The following is a 15,738-nucleotide window of genomic DNA, read 5'->3' as shown; positions in this document are numbered from 1 at the left end:
AAACATACATTTTTGATAAAACTTTTAGCAAAATGACCATTAAACGACGGGGTGTATGGTTTCATGATGTTACCGAATGCTCAACTCACGAGATTTCTGCGGTGGAATTAGAGGAAGTGGCAGATAGCGATGGAAATCGTAGCTATTATGTTGATTTGTGGATGTTCGGGGGCGATATCATCTGTTTAAGAAGCTATTCACTAACAGAACAACACAAAATTGCTGATTTGATTCGCAGCTAGATCTCGATTAGCGATAATCGCACCCTTAGCAATGTATTTGCCCTGCAAAGCCGTGAATCGTAGCTATCCTGTGGGGAATCGCCCAAATTAATAACTAACGATAATTAAGCAGGTGCAAATAAACTTGACAATGTAACAAAATGTAAACCTGTACTCACCTGGGTGATTACTTTCCTACAGATCGGGAAGCTAACGTTTTATTCCCGATCACATAATTAATATATTTTTAAGATTCATCTATTTTAAATCATAGAAAGCTATCTTAAACCCAGCAGGTAAACTCGCGAGATTTGTTGTCGGTTAGAAGTTTTAGTGCTAACCTATTACCAAAAGAAAAGGGGTCAGGGCAGAAGACGACTTCAAATAATATATAAGTTAACAATTCGGCCGATCGGGTTAGTAAGGCGATCTGTAACATCATTTTTGGAATTTAAGGGCCAGGTAAATGAAAATAATCAAGCAAACAGCAGGTGAATTAATAATTCAGACTCAAAGCATATTTGATTTTTGGTTTCCTAGTTGTTTATTCATGGCTTTTGGACTGTTCGGGCTGGCTTTTGATTATCATAAAGCAACTCTGAGCTGCCAGCGATTGCAGGCAAAACAAGGCAGTTGCCAGATTGTGCGATCGAATTTACTGGGTTCAAAAATCCAAGAAATTGAGCTGGCTTCTTTGCAGGGAGCTAAAGTTCAAAGATGCGGCTATAAAACCAGAGTTGTACTTCTAACTTCTGTTGGCAATGTTCCTTTCACTGCTAACTCGACTAATTGGGGAACCCAAGACGCTGTTGCTTCGGACATCAATTTTTATGTTAAAAATGCCAAAGATCGATTGCTGCGCTTAAGCCAAGAAGATCGCTGGTTGAGATGGACAGGAGGCATATTTTTGCTCGCAGCAGCCGCAGTGATCGTCTTGAGAAATAATGAAACCTACAGCTTCGATGGAAATTTAAACACCTTGACTGTTAAACAGCGAGGTTTGTTGGCACGTAAAGTAATTGAATACTCTCTGTGCGAGATTTATGGCGTGGAAGTAGATCGAACCAAAGATATGCAAAATGACACTTGGTACCAAGTCAGACTGTTACTTTGTGGAGGAGATCGCATATCCCTGCCCAACACTATGAGCCCCTACGAGCAAGCAGAAATCGCCAAAGCGATTAATAACTATCTGCACGAGCAAAAATAAGACAAAATAGCCGATGCCACAAACCCGATTTCTCAAGCTTGCCGGCTTACGCAGAAACCGGGTTTTTAACCAAAATCTCTTCTAAAGTGCCATCGCTTCCGTTATAAAAACCCGGTTTATTTGGTATTTAGTGCGAAACTCGCGGGTGGAAACTCATCATCTAAAAAGTGAACAATCGTTCACTTTTTAGGTTCTTTCAACTTCCAACCTGGTTTGACAACTTGCCGGGAACGGGCAATTACTAAACAATCATTCGGCACATCTTCTGTCACCACAGAACCCGCCGCTACAGTAACATCTTCCCCCAAAGCTATCGGTGCCACCAGCACGCTGTTAGAACCTGTTTTACTCCGATCGCCTATTTGAGTTTTGTGCTTGTTTTTTCCGTCATAATTCGCCGTGATTGTCCCAGCACCGATGTTGACTTTTTCTCCCAAAGTCGCGTCGCCTAGATAAGACAAGTGAGCAACATTAGTTCGATCGCCTATTTGAGTATTTTTCAATTCTACAAAATTGCCGACGCGACAGTTCGCCCCAATTTCTGCGTGTCCCCGCAAGTGTGCGTAAGGGCCAATTCGCGAATTTTCAGCAACTATACTGTCAGAAACCACCGAATAAAGCACAGTCACATTTTCTGCAATTTGACTGTTTTCGATCAAACTGCCGGGGCCGATGCGACTCCCAGAGGCGATCGAAGTGTTTCCCCGCAAGTGAGTTTGCGGTTCAATTACCACATCCGGCTGCAACTCTACCGTATCGTCGATCGTGATGCTGTTGGGATCGAGCAGCGTCACTCCCGCCGTCATCCACTTGTCCTTGATCCGCGTTTGCAAAATATCGCAAGCTGTGGCTAAATGTTTGCGATCGTTAATTCCCAATATTTCTTGATAATCTTCCACATCCACCGCCATCACCGGACTGAGGAAATTTACCGTATCAGTTAGGTAATATTCTTTTTGGTCATTATCTGCCTTCAATTCTGGCAAAATTTTCTCTAAATCCGGCCAATGAAAGCAGTAAACACCTGCATTAATGCGGTGATTTTGCTTTTGAGCTTGTGTGCAGTCGCGGTCTTCGACAATTTGCTGGACTAAGTTTTGACTGTCGGTAAATACTCGTCCGTACCCTTGGGGATTTGGCAAATTAGCTGTCAACAAAGTGGCAGAGTTTTGGTGCTGTTTGTGAATTGCTATCAATTGTTTGATAGTTTCTGCCCTCAGCAAAGGTACATCCCCATTTAATACCAGCAAGTCTCCTTGAAATCCTTCTAAGTGAGGCAGCAATTGTTGGATGGCATGACCGGTGCCCAATTGTTCGGTTTGTTCTACAAATTCTAGGGGAGGAGATTGAAGATTTTCCCCTGATATTTCTTGACCTCGAATCAGGGATTCTTTAACGAGTTCGCCTCGATAACCGACGATGACAAGTCGCCTGGTAATTTGAATTTCTTGACAACTTTGCAGGACTCGCTCAACTAGCGATCGACCGCCCAATTCGTGTAGAACTTTGGGCAGGTCAGATTTCATGCGCGTGCCGCGTCCAGCCGCTAAAATTGCTATTGCTACCATTGTGCGATCGAGTTATTTGCTATAAAAACTTGAATATTGACTAACTGATGATATCACTCGCTGCCGGCCGATGGCACTGCGATCGCACAAATTTTTCATCTAAAATTTCCTATCTCGCATCCGCGCGATCGAGGATTTTTCCAGCCGGATGCTGGTTGTAGGAGCGATGCTTGCAATATCTGGACTGGCGCGCCCGGTATCAAAAACCTGATTGCAGCAGTATTTGGCGGCTGAGCAAAACGACTTGCATTCCTCACTACAAACCTGAGTTCGTTTGGGAGTAAGGACTGCGAGTCTTTTCTCAAGGGCTGGGAGGGGGAGCGAGAGTGATAATTTGCATCTTAGGGCTGGGATTTGCCACGATACATTATACTATTTGTTGAATTTCAGTTAGGGTGTTTTCAACTTTAAAAAAACTATTTCTGACTTTTTCATTCCTTCTGCCTTCTACCTTGTGCATTATCAGGTGTCCAGCTATGACAGAGCTTAATTTTCAGGAACTTGCCAAGCAGGGAAATCTCGCCACTGCGATCGCATCTTGGCTAAACAGCAAGTTGCAATCTGAAGGCATCACAGCCTCGGCAAATCTCGACGGCGATTGTTTGGATGTAATTCTTGAGGCCGAGCAGGTACCCATAGAAGATACATTAGTTGATTTTGTTCGCACCGAGCTGACGAATTTGCAGCCGGATTCGATTCCCAAAGTGAAGGTTGAGGGCCGAGAAAGCGGTCAGATTGCTGCTGCTTGGAGTCAAGAGTTTAGTTTGGAGAATAGCACTTTTGAAGCACAGAGCTTTGCAGGAGAAGCTTTACCAAATACTGCGGTTGCTAATATGGACGATCGCACAGAGATGGAGAACAATTTTGAGGAGGAAAAATCGCCGGAACTTGCTGCATTTGAGAATCGGCTGCGATCGACTTTCATTGTAGTCGGGCTGGTGACGGGTATGTTGGCGATCGCGGTAGTGGCGTTTGTCGGTAAGATTTTAAACGAGCCGACAGCAACTGCGGGGAATAATCCCGATGAAACAGTAGATGTAGCAACTGCACCAGATACTTTTCGAGAAGCCGTTAACAGCGCACTCAAAGCAGCAGAATTAGGGCGAGCGGCGAAAACCAAGGAAGATTGGACAACAGTTACCGATAGCTGGCAAGAAGCGGTCTCATTAATGAGAAGAGTACCAGTCTCTAGCCCCAACCATCAACTAGCTCAAGCAAAAGTGATCGAGTATCAGAAATATCTACTTTACGCTCAAGAAGCAGCAGTAACTCCCCCTCTGCAAACTCCAACTCCCGCACCAGCCGAAAAATCACCTTTGGAAAAAGCAACTCCTAAAAAATCCAATTCGCAAAAAGAAACTTCCGAGAAAGCAACTCCTAAAAAATCCAATTCGCAAAAAGAAACTTCCGAGAAAGCAAGTTCTAATAAATCTCCGGTAGAAAAAAGAGAATCAGAGAAAAAATCTCCGTCCAGATAGATGTTAAAATAGAGATTTAAATAATTATGACTGACAACACTTTAATCGTTTCTCCTGAATGGTTAGCCACCAATACCGACAATCCGCAAGTTGTAATCATTGACTGTCGGTTTTCCCTTGCCGACCCTGAATGGGGACAAAAACAATATCAAGAAAGTCACATTCCCGGATCTTTCTATTTAGATTTAAACCGCGACCTCGCGAGTTCAGTGGGCAAACACGGCGGTAGACATCCCCTACCAAATATTGAAGAATTAGCGGATAAATTGAGCGCGATCGGTATTAATTCACAAGAAACTTTAGTCGTAGCTTATGACGATTCGCGACTAGCTTTTGCGGCTCGTTTGTGGTGGCTGCTGCGATATATGGGACACAGCAAAGTCGCTTTGTTAGACGGCGGTTTCAGCGCATGGAAAGCGGCGGGCTATCCGGTAACAAATACTTTGCCAGAAGCCCGCGAGGGTAAATTAGTTGCTCACTTGCAGCCGGATTTGGCGGTAGATATTGAGGCTGTGAAAGAGCGTAAAGACTTGCCGGGAAAGGTTTTGGTTGATTCGCGAGAAAGCGAGAGATATGAAGGTTTGCGGGAGCCGATCGACCCCATTGCAGGTCACATTCCGGGTGCGGTTAACTATCCTTGGCAAGGGGTAACGGATGAAACTGGAAAAGTGCGCTCGGCATCCGAACAAAAACAGCGGTGGACGGAATTAGAAAAAGCCGAAGAAATTATTGTTTATTGCGGTTCCGGGGTGACGGCTTGCGTTAATTTACTATCTTTAGAAATCGCCGGAATTCCCGATGCTAAACTTTATGTCGGTAGCTGGAGTGACTGGTGTTCTTATCAATTGTAGGGTGAACTCCTCGATATGATTGTTGACTGTTGACTGTGATTTCTAGGGTGGGCACCGCGCACCAAAGCGGGGAATCACTTCGGCGCACCTTACAGGGAATAACAGGAAAATCAAATATAGCAATAGCGAAGACGCTTAGGACGTTGTTAATGGCTGAAACGAATGATTTTATTGCTTCTTCCTTCTTCCTTCTTCCTTCTGCTATAATACCCTAAAAATCAAAATAAATATAAGGCAAACCCCCTTCGGGAGCCAACACCCAAACCGCATACAAACAAAGCGGCACTAACACCAATTTCAGCGGCCAATTTAACTCCAATTTCAAACCCCGACTCAACGCATAATTCCCCAGCATCGCCGCAGCCAAAGCCGCCAACATCCAAGTTAAATGCACTCTTTCCAAACCCAAAGCTTCGCCATAAACTTTCTCAGCAAACTGCACGTCAGCAGTGTGTCCCCACAAATGCGAAATCGCCCATCCAGAATCCTTTAAATCTGGAAGACGGAAAAATATCCAGCTACCAAAAACCATCGCCTGAGTCAACAGCCAACCGATCGCAATACCGATCGGATTTTCCCACAAAAACTCGATCCGCAACCGCTTAAACAGCACATCAGTCAGCCTGTGAACCGCCAAAGCTAAACCGTGTAAACCTCCCCACACAATAAATCCCCAAGCTGCTCCGTGCCAAATTCCCGCAATTAACATGACAATCGCCAAATTCAGACAAGTGCGCCACAAACCGACTCGCGAACCGCCCAAAGGAAAATACAAATAATTGCGTAGCCAATCGCCTAAAGTCATGTGCCAGCGTCGCCAAAAATCAGCTATGCTGGCACTAAAATAAGGAAAATCAAAATTTGGTGGCAAATACCAACCCAGCAGCAAAGCAGTACCCCGCGCCATGTCAACATAGCCACTAAAATCGAGATAAAGTTGCAGCCCGTAAGCAAAAATAGCCAGCCACAAATCCTCGCTACCCGCCCGCTGCAAGTTGGTAAAACTTAAATCGACATAAATTCCTAAGTTATCTGCGAAAAGACCTTTTTTTACTGCACCAAAGGCGATCGTCCAAAGTCCCTCAGAAATGCGATCTGGCGTCGGAAATTGCTGGGTTTTCAGTTGATAGATCAAGTTGTGATACCGAGTAATCGGGCCGGAAATCAGCTTGGGAAAAAACAGCTTGTAAGCAGCAAAGTGCAGCAGCGAAGTAGCAGCAGGCGCGCCTCGGTACACGTCAATCAAATAAGCAATGCACTCAAAGCAAAAGAAACTCAATCCCAGGGGTGCGATGACGTGACTTTTTACCCAGTCAGCCCCGTCGATAGCTAAAGGCCAATTGAACAAAGTGCCGATCGAACTCAATAAAAAAGGCACATACTTAAAGCCCAGAAGCAGCAACACATTCAGGCAGATGCCTATCCACAGCAGCAACAAACGGCGGCGGTTCCAAGATTCATTAGCAATCCGCCAATCCAGAGGTTCCCCAATCGCCATCGCCAAGCAGTAATTAAACAAAGCACCGACTAACAGCAGAGGGATGTACCAAATTTGCAGCGAAGCGTAAAAAATTAAACTACCCGCCAACATGATGAACAGCCGCCACCACCGCAGCGGAACCAACCAGTAAGCCGCGAACATAACTAATAGAAACAGGGCATATTGAAGGGAGATGAAAGTCATACCATTTTAGATTTGAGATTTTAGAATTGGGAATGGCTTATTTTGTATGGGTTTGAATTACGCGCCTACAGTTGCATTCTTTTTATTAATCGAGACATTGCTAAGAACAAGATTTATCATGGATTTTAGCCGATCGCCGACAAGAAAATAGGCCCTCCGTAAGTCCCTACTATATAGTCGGCAACTGAGAACTGCTACATTTTACAGCACAAAGGTTAAATGCTGTTGCAAATTAAATAAATTTTGCCTGCTATAAATTATCTATCTTACGAACCATATAAAAATCGCTGAAAAAATATAATTAGGTTCGCAGCATCCGACTTCAGTCCTCAAAAGCTACAATTCCTGATATCGTTTCCCTTCGCATCGGAATAATAATTTTTATCTTACAGTCCTAGCATCCCGCACAGCAAAAAAGTGATGTAACCGAAAATGTTTGGAATTTCTCACGATCGCAGGTATTTGACAAGTAGCCCCATCGCATTTCAACTCTTCCCAAACGTCAAATTCAGTCAGATCCAGCATCATAATGTCCATAAAAATTGGGTTCGGCAAAGCACAGCCGAACCCCAACTTTCAGCACCGTGGGCGACTTATATCGCAGTACAAGGAATTTCTGCCAGCAAGTCTTTCAGCAAATACCGAAAAACTATCTTCATCCTCCCCAATCAAAACTTTTGTTGCTGAATCCGGCACTGGCGATCGAGAATTTGCGATCGCGTGCGGTATTTCATCTGCCTTACCAGCGGACATTTCCAAAGGATTTTCTTCCTCTTCAGGATACAGAATCGGCAGTGTGACAAAAAAAGTCGAACCAACTCCGGGTGAACTTGTGATTTCAATACTTCCCCCTAGAAATTCCGCCAGTTTTTTGCACAGAGACAATCCCAATCCCGTGCCTTTGACGCCATTCTGCAAGGGGTTTTCGAGTTGGACAAATTCTTCAAAAATCCGCCTTTGATCGGCTGGAGGAATGCCGATGCCCGTATCTGCTACTGAAAAAGTAACTGTTCCCTCCTCTCCCATTTCCGCAGCCACTCGAACTTCACCTGCTTCGGTAAATTTTAGGGCATTAGAAATTAGATTTCGCAAAATCTGAGAAACTTTTCCCTCGTCGGTTGTGAGGATGGGAAGTTCGAGAGGATCTTCAAAAATTATAGCAACGGGAGAGTTTGCGGGAAGCAGGGGGCGCATCATTCCTCGCAGCGCGCTGAACAAATCTTCGACTTCAAAATCAGCCACCCGAACAGTTAGTTTTCCGGCTTCCACTTTGGCTAAATCTAACGAGTCGTTGACAAGTTCTGCGAGAGATTCGGCGGATTTGTAAATGTAATTTACTTGCTTGTCCTGTTCCGCTGAAAGTTCTCCGTCGAGGCGATTTAACAATATTTCCGAAAGGCTCATAATTGCCGTTAGCGGAGTGCGAAACTCATGGCTCATATTGGAGAGAAAGCTGGTTTTGAGTTCGCTGGCGCGCCGGAGAGATTCGGCCTTGTCGTTCAATTCAGCGTAAAGTGCCAGGACTCCGCGATTGGTATCTTTTAGTTGTTGATTTAATTGTACGAGTTCTTCTTGACGCTGGCGGAGTTCGTCTAAAGTGCGTAGTAATTCTTGATTTTGCTGCTGAATTTCGGCATAGGGATCTTCGGGAATTTGGCGCGCTAGTTTGTCAACTAATTGATTTAGTTCGATCGCACTCAGCGCAGGCATATTTTTGGAAAACTGCTTAACTAATTGTACAGCCGTTCCGCGATCGGGCCGAGAGTCGATTTGCACTTCGTCCATCAACCGTTTGGCTGCTGCTAAACCGAGTCCCGCGCCGGTTTGCGATCGAAAATTGGGGCTTAACACAGCCGGTAAATCAGCAATTCCCGGCCCCGTATCGGAAATCCGAGTCCGAAAAATTTGGGGCGATTCCCCTTCCACAATGAATTCTACTTTGCCACCGCCGGCATATTTGAAAGCATTGCGGGCAATTTCGGAAACTGCTGTGGCGATGCGGGTTTGTACTTGGGAATCGAATCCCAGCCCTTTAGCAATTTGGCGAGCTCTTTGGCGTACTTGTACGATGTCTTGTTCAAAGCGGACTTCCGTCGTCAGGATTGGGTAACTCACGCTGCTTCTCTCACCTTGGCTACTATAACTGTCATGTCATCGCGAGTGCGTTTGAAGTCCCGGTAGAGCACGGCTGCGATTAAAGCAGGATGTCTGGAGGCTAAACCCGGGTAGCGGTTTAAATTCCACTGCCCCGCCAAACCGTCGGAGTGCATGATGAGTAGGGACTGCTGCGACCAAGGATAAACAAATTCTGCTACTTTTCGCATCATATGTCCAACTGTGCCATTGTAGGAAACCATGGTGCGGCTTTGGTTATCTGTGACCACTACACCGCTGATGTTACCAATTCCGGCAAAACAAATTGTTTGTTGGGTACGATCGATTTGGGCGATCGCCGCAGCCGCTCCTCTGGTATTTTTTAAAGCAGCGTGGGCCTTCTCTAAAATTGCTTTGGGCCCGAGTTTGGCGTTTTCCTCAAATACGCGCACTGCTTCGCGAGACGCTTCCTCCGCCAAATCCCCGTATCCGAGCCCGTCTGCAACTAATATCAGGTTTTTGTCAAGGTGATTTTCCGCCGCCCAGGAATCGCCGCAAATTTGCTCTCCTACTTTCGGCAAGTGGATGACCCCAAATTCCAAGTAATTGCTGTTTTGGAATGCTTCCCGGCTATTTTGGGTCGGTTCCAGCCGCGCTAATAAGGCTGTCCCCAGTTTTGGTACAGAATGAATATCAAAAAAAGTAGAGAGGCGTTTAATTGCCCCCAGTCCAGTTCCAGGGCTTCCCGCTGTAGAAAAACCGTCCCGCAGACAAAGCGCGACATTTGTCATTCCTTGACCCCGGTCTAGCGCTACTATTTCAATGCTATATCCTGCCGCTGTTTTTGATGTTCGCAGCAAAATTTCTCCTTCGCCCGCGTGCTTGACCACGTTTTTTGCTGCTTCGGTGGTAACAATTGCCACTTTACCGCGATCGGTCTCGTTAAATCCGACTTCGGCCGCCAGGGCCACTGCGATTCGCCGCGCTTCTCCGACTTGACTTTCTTCTGTTACGGGCAGGGCTACGGCATCTATCATTTTTTATCAGCTCTCATAATGAAATCCTCCATACGCCAACCCTCTCCGGGTATGGTGTGGGATTCCAAGAATCACTTCTTGGCTTTGCTGGTTGCTCTTTATACCAATTTAAAAAATAATACAACTATACGCAAGCTCCAAACCCCGATCGTCCTCACTCATTCCCAATGCTTTAATCTAAAATCTCAACTCTCAAATCGTATTACTTCTTCAGCGCCAGCGGACGATCGCTATTCTAGTCCCCTTACCCACTTTGGAAACAATCTCAAATTCGTGCATCAACCGCTTGGAACCACTCAGCCCCAAACCCAAACCGTGATTAGAAGTATAACCGTCGGTCAGTGCTAATTCGATGTCTGGAATTCCCGGGCCCTTGTCTTCAAATATCAGCCTCAGCCCTTTGCGGGTTCCTAATTGCAGCATTTCGAGAGTTACAGTTCCCCCTTTGCCGTAGTCTACAGTATTGCGGGCGAGTTCGCTGGCTGCGGTAACGATTTTTGTTTGGTCTAATAAACCGAATCCCATTGCTACAGCCCAAGCTCGCACTTGCTGCCGGACGTGGACTATATCGGATGACGATCGGATTTCTAGTATCTCACGTTTTGACATGGCGGCTACTGTACCAAAATAGAACTTCTCCCCAAAATATAGGACTTACGCTCATCAACTTAGTTTCTCCTAATAGGACTTACGCACTTACTACGATTTTCTCTCAAAAGAGAACATAGTGCAGGAATCTTAAACCCTTGATTTAACCCCCTTGAGTGCGTAAGCCCTTTCCTAAGAAATCTTCTGTTTGTCAACAAGGTATCTACAAACAAATTAGGTTTCTTGACTGCCTGTGCCTCGATCGGGGGACAATTAATCGACTGCTTACCCTTGCTCGTCAAGAGACCAACCCAAGGAGTTTCTTAACAAAATCATGCCCTTTTCAACGCTTAAAGCTGTGCGAACTCCTGTCAGGGAAAGCCCCAACTCAACGAGGGTAATAGCAACCGCTGGCTGCATCCCTACTACAACTGTCTCCGCATCTAAAATTCGTGACATACTAGCGATATTGTTGATAATACGACCGATAAAAGAATCAACAATTTCGAGGGAAGAAATTTCAATTAACACACCTTTAACACCTGTTTTGACGATGCGGTTCGTCAGGTCATCTTGCAGCGTTATTGCTAAGCGATCGTGCATATCTACTTGAATTGTTACTAGCAAAAATTCTCCCATTTGAAGTATCGGTATTCGTTCCACAAATTCACCTATTCGTTAAGTTCTACTTGGGTTTACCTGTCAAAATGCAATATATTTATCTTTCCTCTTTAAGATTTTTTATAGTTAAACCTTGGCGCTGCAACGCGACTTTAAAAGCATCTGCTAAAGTAGCTTTTGTGAGAATATCCTGCAAGTCAACTCCCAAGTGAACTATGGTTTGAGCTATTTGCGGGCGAATGCCGCTGATGATGCACTCAGTACCCATTAAACGGGCGGCGGCGACAGTTTTTAATAAATGTTGAGCAACTAAAGTGTCAACAGTCGGCACACCTGTAATGTCTAAAATCGCAAATTCTGAGCCTGTTTCCATGATTTCTTGCAATAGAGTTTCCATTACTATTTGAGTGCGGGCACTGTCGAGAGTCCCGATCATGGGTAAAGCGAGAATGCCTTGCCAAAGTTTGACTACGGGTGTTGACAACTCGAGCATTTCTTGCTGCTGGCGTTCAATGACTTCTTCGCGAGCTTTGAGAAAAATTTCTGTTACCCAAAGGCCAAGCTGGTCTAATAAACTGGTGGAAAGCCAAAGTTGTTCCACAAGTGCGTCGCGGTTTTCTGTCAGTTCATGACAAAGCCGATCGAACAATGGCTTTTTGAAGCATAAAATGAAACTCGCTATCTCTGAGGGAGTAAAGCCTCTCTGAACGCGCGATCGTGAAACTTCTGCTAACAGCACCCGCATATTTTCCCATTCGGGTGTCTGGATGTCGCTAAAGTTACCGTTCCCGACTGCAATGTGGAGCAATTGCAGGAACTCTTGACACTCGGAGCGCAATTCTTTGGCTCTCATCAAGTCGTCCCGCCGCAGCCCGGTATTTTGCAGTTCTTTGAGCCAGTCTGCTAGTAACTCTGCTTTGTGTCTTTGTAGGATTTCCGCGATCGTGTTATTGCTTGTGAGTTCCATTGAAATTCTCTCCTGCTTAGGAATTGGGATTGAAGTTGTACGAGCGATTCCCTACGGGATAGCTTCGCCGCGCGTACCAAGCGTGTTTTTTGATGGGGCAACTTCTGAGTTTAGCTCACTGCTTGCTATTTGCGATCAAGGGTTAAGTACCTAATTGTAAAATGCGTTTGACGATCGCACTGGTAGAACTCGGAACTTCTATTTCGATTAAGGAAATCTTGCCACCTCCGGCGATAACTGCCGGTGCTTCCGGCAGAGTTTCGACTTGATAGTCACCTCCTTTAACGTATATATCAGGCTTCAGGATATTTATCAGTTTAGTTGCTGTAATCTCGGAAAAAATTACTACGGCGTCTACTGGTTTGAGAGCGGCTAACACTTCGGCTCGCTGATTTTCCGGTACGATCGGGCGGGGCGGCAATCCCGGCTGCTGCGGTTTGATAGCTTGCACGCTGGCGTCGCTATTCAAGCCCACCAGGAGCGATCGCCCCAATTTTTTTGCCGCCTGCAAATAGCGGACGTGGCCGCAGTGCAGGATATCGAAGCAGCCGTTAGTAAACACGATCGGACGCCACTTGTCCGGAGCGGATGCGATCGATCTTTCAAGTTCTCTCAACGTGTAAACATCAGAAATCATTGCAGTCATTACCACCAAATTTGAACAGCGATCAAAATTATTCTACCAAAAAATGTGAAACTTTGCACTTTTACTATTGAATAATAAATCCTTCAAACTGGCAATAATTAATAGTGACCAAGGAGAGAATAGTGATTAGTAAAGGGTGATTCTTAAGCAAGAAAGGATAAGTAAAAATTACCTGCGATGAAGCTTATATGGCAAACAGAATTACTAAGGAAAAAACGCTACTCGTGTATTTGTGACTGCCGTATCCTGCTGTTGGTAATTAGAGGTTAAAAATGTTGGTAAACAATTATTTATTCCCGCCCTCTCTTATATCAATTACTATAAGACAAGGGATGAGAGTTCCACCGCATCGGGCAGGCGATCGGGTAGTGGGAGCCCTAGGGGGTGAAACCCAACGCAGCGCGCTCCTCGTGTGTCTATTATTTCTGGCACGGCCGCGCGAGCGAAAGCTAGTTAAAAGCTGGAACCTAAGCGTGCAGAGCCCATCTTTACGCTGGATTCGTCAGACTATAGAAGAAGCCAGCAGTTGCTTGCTGCTGTTTCTGTGCGCCATGTTGACCAAGTGTTACAGCCAACCCAGAAGCGCACAGCCTCCTGTGTCCAACTCTATATAGCTGTGCAGAAACTACACCTTTTGGCTCGCAACCGCAGCCGGTGAAAACCCAGAGGAAAGTCGAGGTCGGTATCCGAAGCAGCTATTTTGGTGGAAAATAGCTTAAAACTCGTTCAACAAAATCCACCCAACTACCCCCTTTAATCGAACGGTGTAGAATTATCTAACACGAATTATGAAAGCAAGTAATAGCCGTCAATTTTCTTCAGTAGCTGCTCGAACTCTAAAAGTAGTCGGGATTATCTTGATTCTCTCTGCTTTGCTTGACTGCATTGTTCTGTCGCTGCCAGGAGAAACTTCAGACCTTCTCAATCGAGGCTGGCAGTTGGCTGCAGCAACTCAGATAGTTGACAGGGGCATTATTCCTTTGATCGGTATCGCCCTCCTGATGACTGGCTTTTGGGTTGACAGCAGCAGTGGAGTCTCTATTGAGCGACGCAAGGTTTGGCTTGACTTGCGATTCTGGGCGCTGTTGATTTCCAGCTTGCTAGGTCTAGTTTACCTATCTCTGGTTCCCGTTCACCTCAACAATACTCGTTTGGAACTCAAGGATGCTCTGGCTCAAGTCGATCAAGAAGCGGGACAAGCGGAAGGTCAACTTGAGGCACAACTTAAAAGCCCTCAATTTAAAGCTCAGGTAGAACAGCTCAAAAGCCAGCGTCGCACCCAGATAGGGGCGCTGCTGGAAGACAACGGGAAGCTGCAACAAGCACTCAAGAGTCCAGAGGTTCCCAAGGAATTGAAAGCTGTGCTTGAGGAGTCGAAAACTGACCCGAAAGCCGTTGACAAGTTCCTGGAACAGCAAGCTCAAGCACTTCCGACTCAAGCTCGTAACGAGATTCGCACCCGCAAGCAACAAAAAGAGAAAGAGTTAAGAACTCGATCGAGAAATTCGAGTTTGCAGACGGGAATCACCAGTTTGCTGTTAGCGATAGGCTACATTACTGTTGGTTGGACGGGATTGAGAAGTATGGGAATTCTGCGGTTCGGCCGCCGCAAAAATTGACCAGCGCTGGCAGGGATCGCGCTGGTCGAGACATCCCTGAGAAATAGTTTGTTTACCAAATAGTTTGCCCTTACTGAAAGCTGGGAATGTTCTCAATTTATATTCTGACGTACAACGAAGAGATTGATATCGCCGGTTGCATTGAATCGGCACTGCTTTGTGACGATATCATTGTAGTTGATTCTTTCAGCACCGATCGCACCCTTGAGATTGTTCAGAACTATGCCGTGCAAACAGTGCAGCACCGCTTTGAAACTCACGGACGCCAGCGGACTTGGATGCTCCAAGAAGTCCCGTGCAAGTACGAATGGGTTTACATCCTCGAAGCAGACGAGCGGATGACCCCTGCACTGTTTGCTGAATGCTTAAGGGCGATCGAAAGTCAAGAATATATCGGCTATTACGTAGCTGAAAAAGTAATATTTATGGAGCGCTGGATTCGTCGCAGCACTCAATATCCCCGTTATCAAATGCGTCTCTTTCGCAAAGACCGAGTGTGGTTTACGGACTACGGTCACACTGAACGGGAAGTCTGCAACGGGCCTACTCACTTTTTGAAAGAAACTTACCCTCACTATACTTGCAGCAAAGGTCTTTCCCGCTGGATTGAAAAGCACAACCGCTACTCGACTGACGAGGCGGCTGAAACTCTCCGTCAATTAGAAGCTGGTCAAGTAAATTGGTGGGATTTATTGTTTGGCGCGTCGGAGGTGGAAAGGCGCCGCGCTTTGAAAGATTTTTCTTTGCGCTTGCCTTTGCGGCCTGTGGTGCGCTTTTTCTATATGTATATTTTACTGGGCGGATTTCTTGACGGCCAAGCGGGATTGGCTTGGTGCACGCTGCAAGCTTTTTATGAATATCTAATTTTGTTGAAAGTGTGGGAAATGAAACATCTACCACTGCCAACTTTAGAGGTAGCAGCCGAACAATCTATTTCGGAAGTAGTAACTGTTGAACCGTCGAAAGTTTCTTATAATCTTGGGGCTTCCGATACTCGAAATTAAAATTTGGGCATTAAAAATTGGGCATTAAAAATTGGCAGTGGTAATTAATACCACTTAAAAAAGAACATGACTTATACCAATTTCATAAAATAGTGCTACAATTAGTAGGTATCGTTTTTGTGAGCTAGTTCCCAAATATAAAGAAGAAAA

At 45.5% G+C, this 15,738-nt stretch carries 14 protein-coding genes; 6 read left to right on the top strand and 8 right to left on the bottom strand.

Annotation, left to right across the window (positions count from 1 at the left end; genetic code table 11):
• Window positions 1-32 precede the first annotated feature (32 nt).
• Both QUA23_RS18005 and QUA23_RS18000 read left to right on the top strand, forming a co-directional pair.
• Complete coding sequence (locus tag QUA23_RS18005) at window positions 33-242, top strand: hypothetical protein (RefSeq protein WP_333077449.1); 210 nt, start codon at window positions 33-35, stop codon at window positions 240-242.
• 445 nt (window positions 243-687) lie between these two features.
• A complete protein-coding gene (locus QUA23_RS18000; protein ID WP_333077447.1) occupies window positions 688-1,431 on the top strand; it encodes a hypothetical protein in 744 nt (247 codons plus the stop codon).
• 179 nt (window positions 1,432-1,610) lie between these two features.
• On the opposite strand, the gene glmU is transcribed toward QUA23_RS18000, so the two are convergent.
• On the bottom strand, window positions 1,611-2,999 hold the full coding sequence (gene glmU, locus QUA23_RS17995) for a bifunctional UDP-N-acetylglucosamine diphosphorylase/glucosamine-1-phosphate N-acetyltransferase GlmU (protein WP_333077446.1): 1,389 nt from the start codon (window positions 2,997-2,999) through the stop codon (window positions 1,611-1,613).
• Between the two features lie 476 nt (window positions 3,000-3,475).
• Between glmU and QUA23_RS17990 the strand changes: the two genes are divergently transcribed.
• Both QUA23_RS17990 and QUA23_RS17985 read left to right on the top strand, forming a co-directional pair.
• A complete protein-coding gene (locus tag QUA23_RS17990) occupies window positions 3,476-4,477 on the top strand; it encodes a hypothetical protein (RefSeq protein WP_333077445.1) in 1,002 nt (333 codons plus the stop codon).
• Between the two features lie 26 nt (window positions 4,478-4,503).
• Window positions 4,504-5,328, top strand: a complete 825-nt coding sequence (locus tag QUA23_RS17985; RefSeq protein WP_333077444.1) for a sulfurtransferase — start codon at window positions 4,504-4,506, stop codon at window positions 5,326-5,328.
• Between the two features lie 211 nt (window positions 5,329-5,539).
• On the opposite strand, the gene QUA23_RS17980 is transcribed toward QUA23_RS17985, so the two are convergent.
• The 7 genes from QUA23_RS17980 to rfaE2 all read right to left on the bottom strand — a co-directional run bounded on the left by QUA23_RS17980 (window position 5,540) and on the right by rfaE2 (window position 12,965).
• Entirely contained in the window at window positions 5,540-7,012 is a 1,473-nt protein-coding gene (locus QUA23_RS17980; protein WP_333077443.1) for an MBOAT family protein, read from the bottom strand.
• Window positions 7,013-7,588: 576 nt separating this feature from the next.
• Entirely contained in the window at window positions 7,589-9,127 is a 1,539-nt protein-coding gene (locus QUA23_RS17975) for an ATP-binding protein (RefSeq protein WP_333077442.1), read from the bottom strand.
• Window positions 9,124-10,143, bottom strand: a complete 1,020-nt coding sequence (locus QUA23_RS17970; protein ID WP_333077441.1) for an ATP-binding SpoIIE family protein phosphatase — start codon at window positions 10,141-10,143, stop codon at window positions 9,124-9,126. Before QUA23_RS17970 ends, QUA23_RS17975 begins: the two co-directional genes overlap by 4 nt.
• A gap of 210 nt (window positions 10,144-10,353) precedes the next feature.
• Window positions 10,354-10,752 carry an anti-sigma regulatory factor gene (locus tag QUA23_RS17965; protein WP_333077439.1) on the bottom strand — a complete coding sequence of 133 codons (399 nt, stop codon included), beginning with the start codon at window positions 10,750-10,752 and terminating at the stop codon, window positions 10,354-10,356.
• A gap of 264 nt (window positions 10,753-11,016) precedes the next feature.
• Window positions 11,017-11,394, bottom strand: coding sequence for an STAS domain-containing protein (locus QUA23_RS17960; protein WP_333077438.1), 378 nt, complete (start codon window positions 11,392-11,394; stop codon window positions 11,017-11,019).
• A 55-nt stretch (window positions 11,395-11,449) separates the two neighbouring features.
• A complete protein-coding gene (locus QUA23_RS17955) occupies window positions 11,450-12,319 on the bottom strand; it encodes an STAS domain-containing protein (RefSeq protein WP_333040028.1) in 870 nt (289 codons plus the stop codon).
• A 142-nt stretch (window positions 12,320-12,461) separates the two neighbouring features.
• Complete coding sequence (rfaE2, locus tag QUA23_RS17950) at window positions 12,462-12,965, bottom strand: D-glycero-beta-D-manno-heptose 1-phosphate adenylyltransferase (protein WP_333077437.1); 504 nt, start codon at window positions 12,963-12,965, stop codon at window positions 12,462-12,464.
• 788 nt (window positions 12,966-13,753) lie between these two features.
• Here rfaE2 and hpsJ-B point away from each other — a divergent pair.
• Both hpsJ-B and QUA23_RS17940 read left to right on the top strand, forming a co-directional pair.
• Window positions 13,754-14,584, top strand: coding sequence for a hormogonium polysaccharide biosynthesis protein HpsJ (gene hpsJ-B / locus QUA23_RS17945; RefSeq protein ID WP_333077436.1), 831 nt, complete (start codon window positions 13,754-13,756; stop codon window positions 14,582-14,584).
• Window positions 14,585-14,670: 86 nt separating this feature from the next.
• On the top strand, window positions 14,671-15,588 hold the full coding sequence (locus QUA23_RS17940) for a glycosyltransferase family 2 protein (RefSeq protein WP_333077435.1): 918 nt from the start codon (window positions 14,671-14,673) through the stop codon (window positions 15,586-15,588).
• The last annotated feature ends 150 nt before the right edge of the window (window positions 15,589-15,738 follow it).

The organism is Microcoleus sp. Pol1C5, from assembly GCF_036701115.1.
In the GTDB taxonomy this organism is placed as follows: domain Bacteria; phylum Cyanobacteriota; class Cyanobacteriia; order Cyanobacteriales; family Microcoleaceae; genus Microcoleus.
The sequence above is the reverse complement of the archived record's forward strand: the minus strand, read 5'-3'. Positions and strand labels throughout refer to the sequence as shown.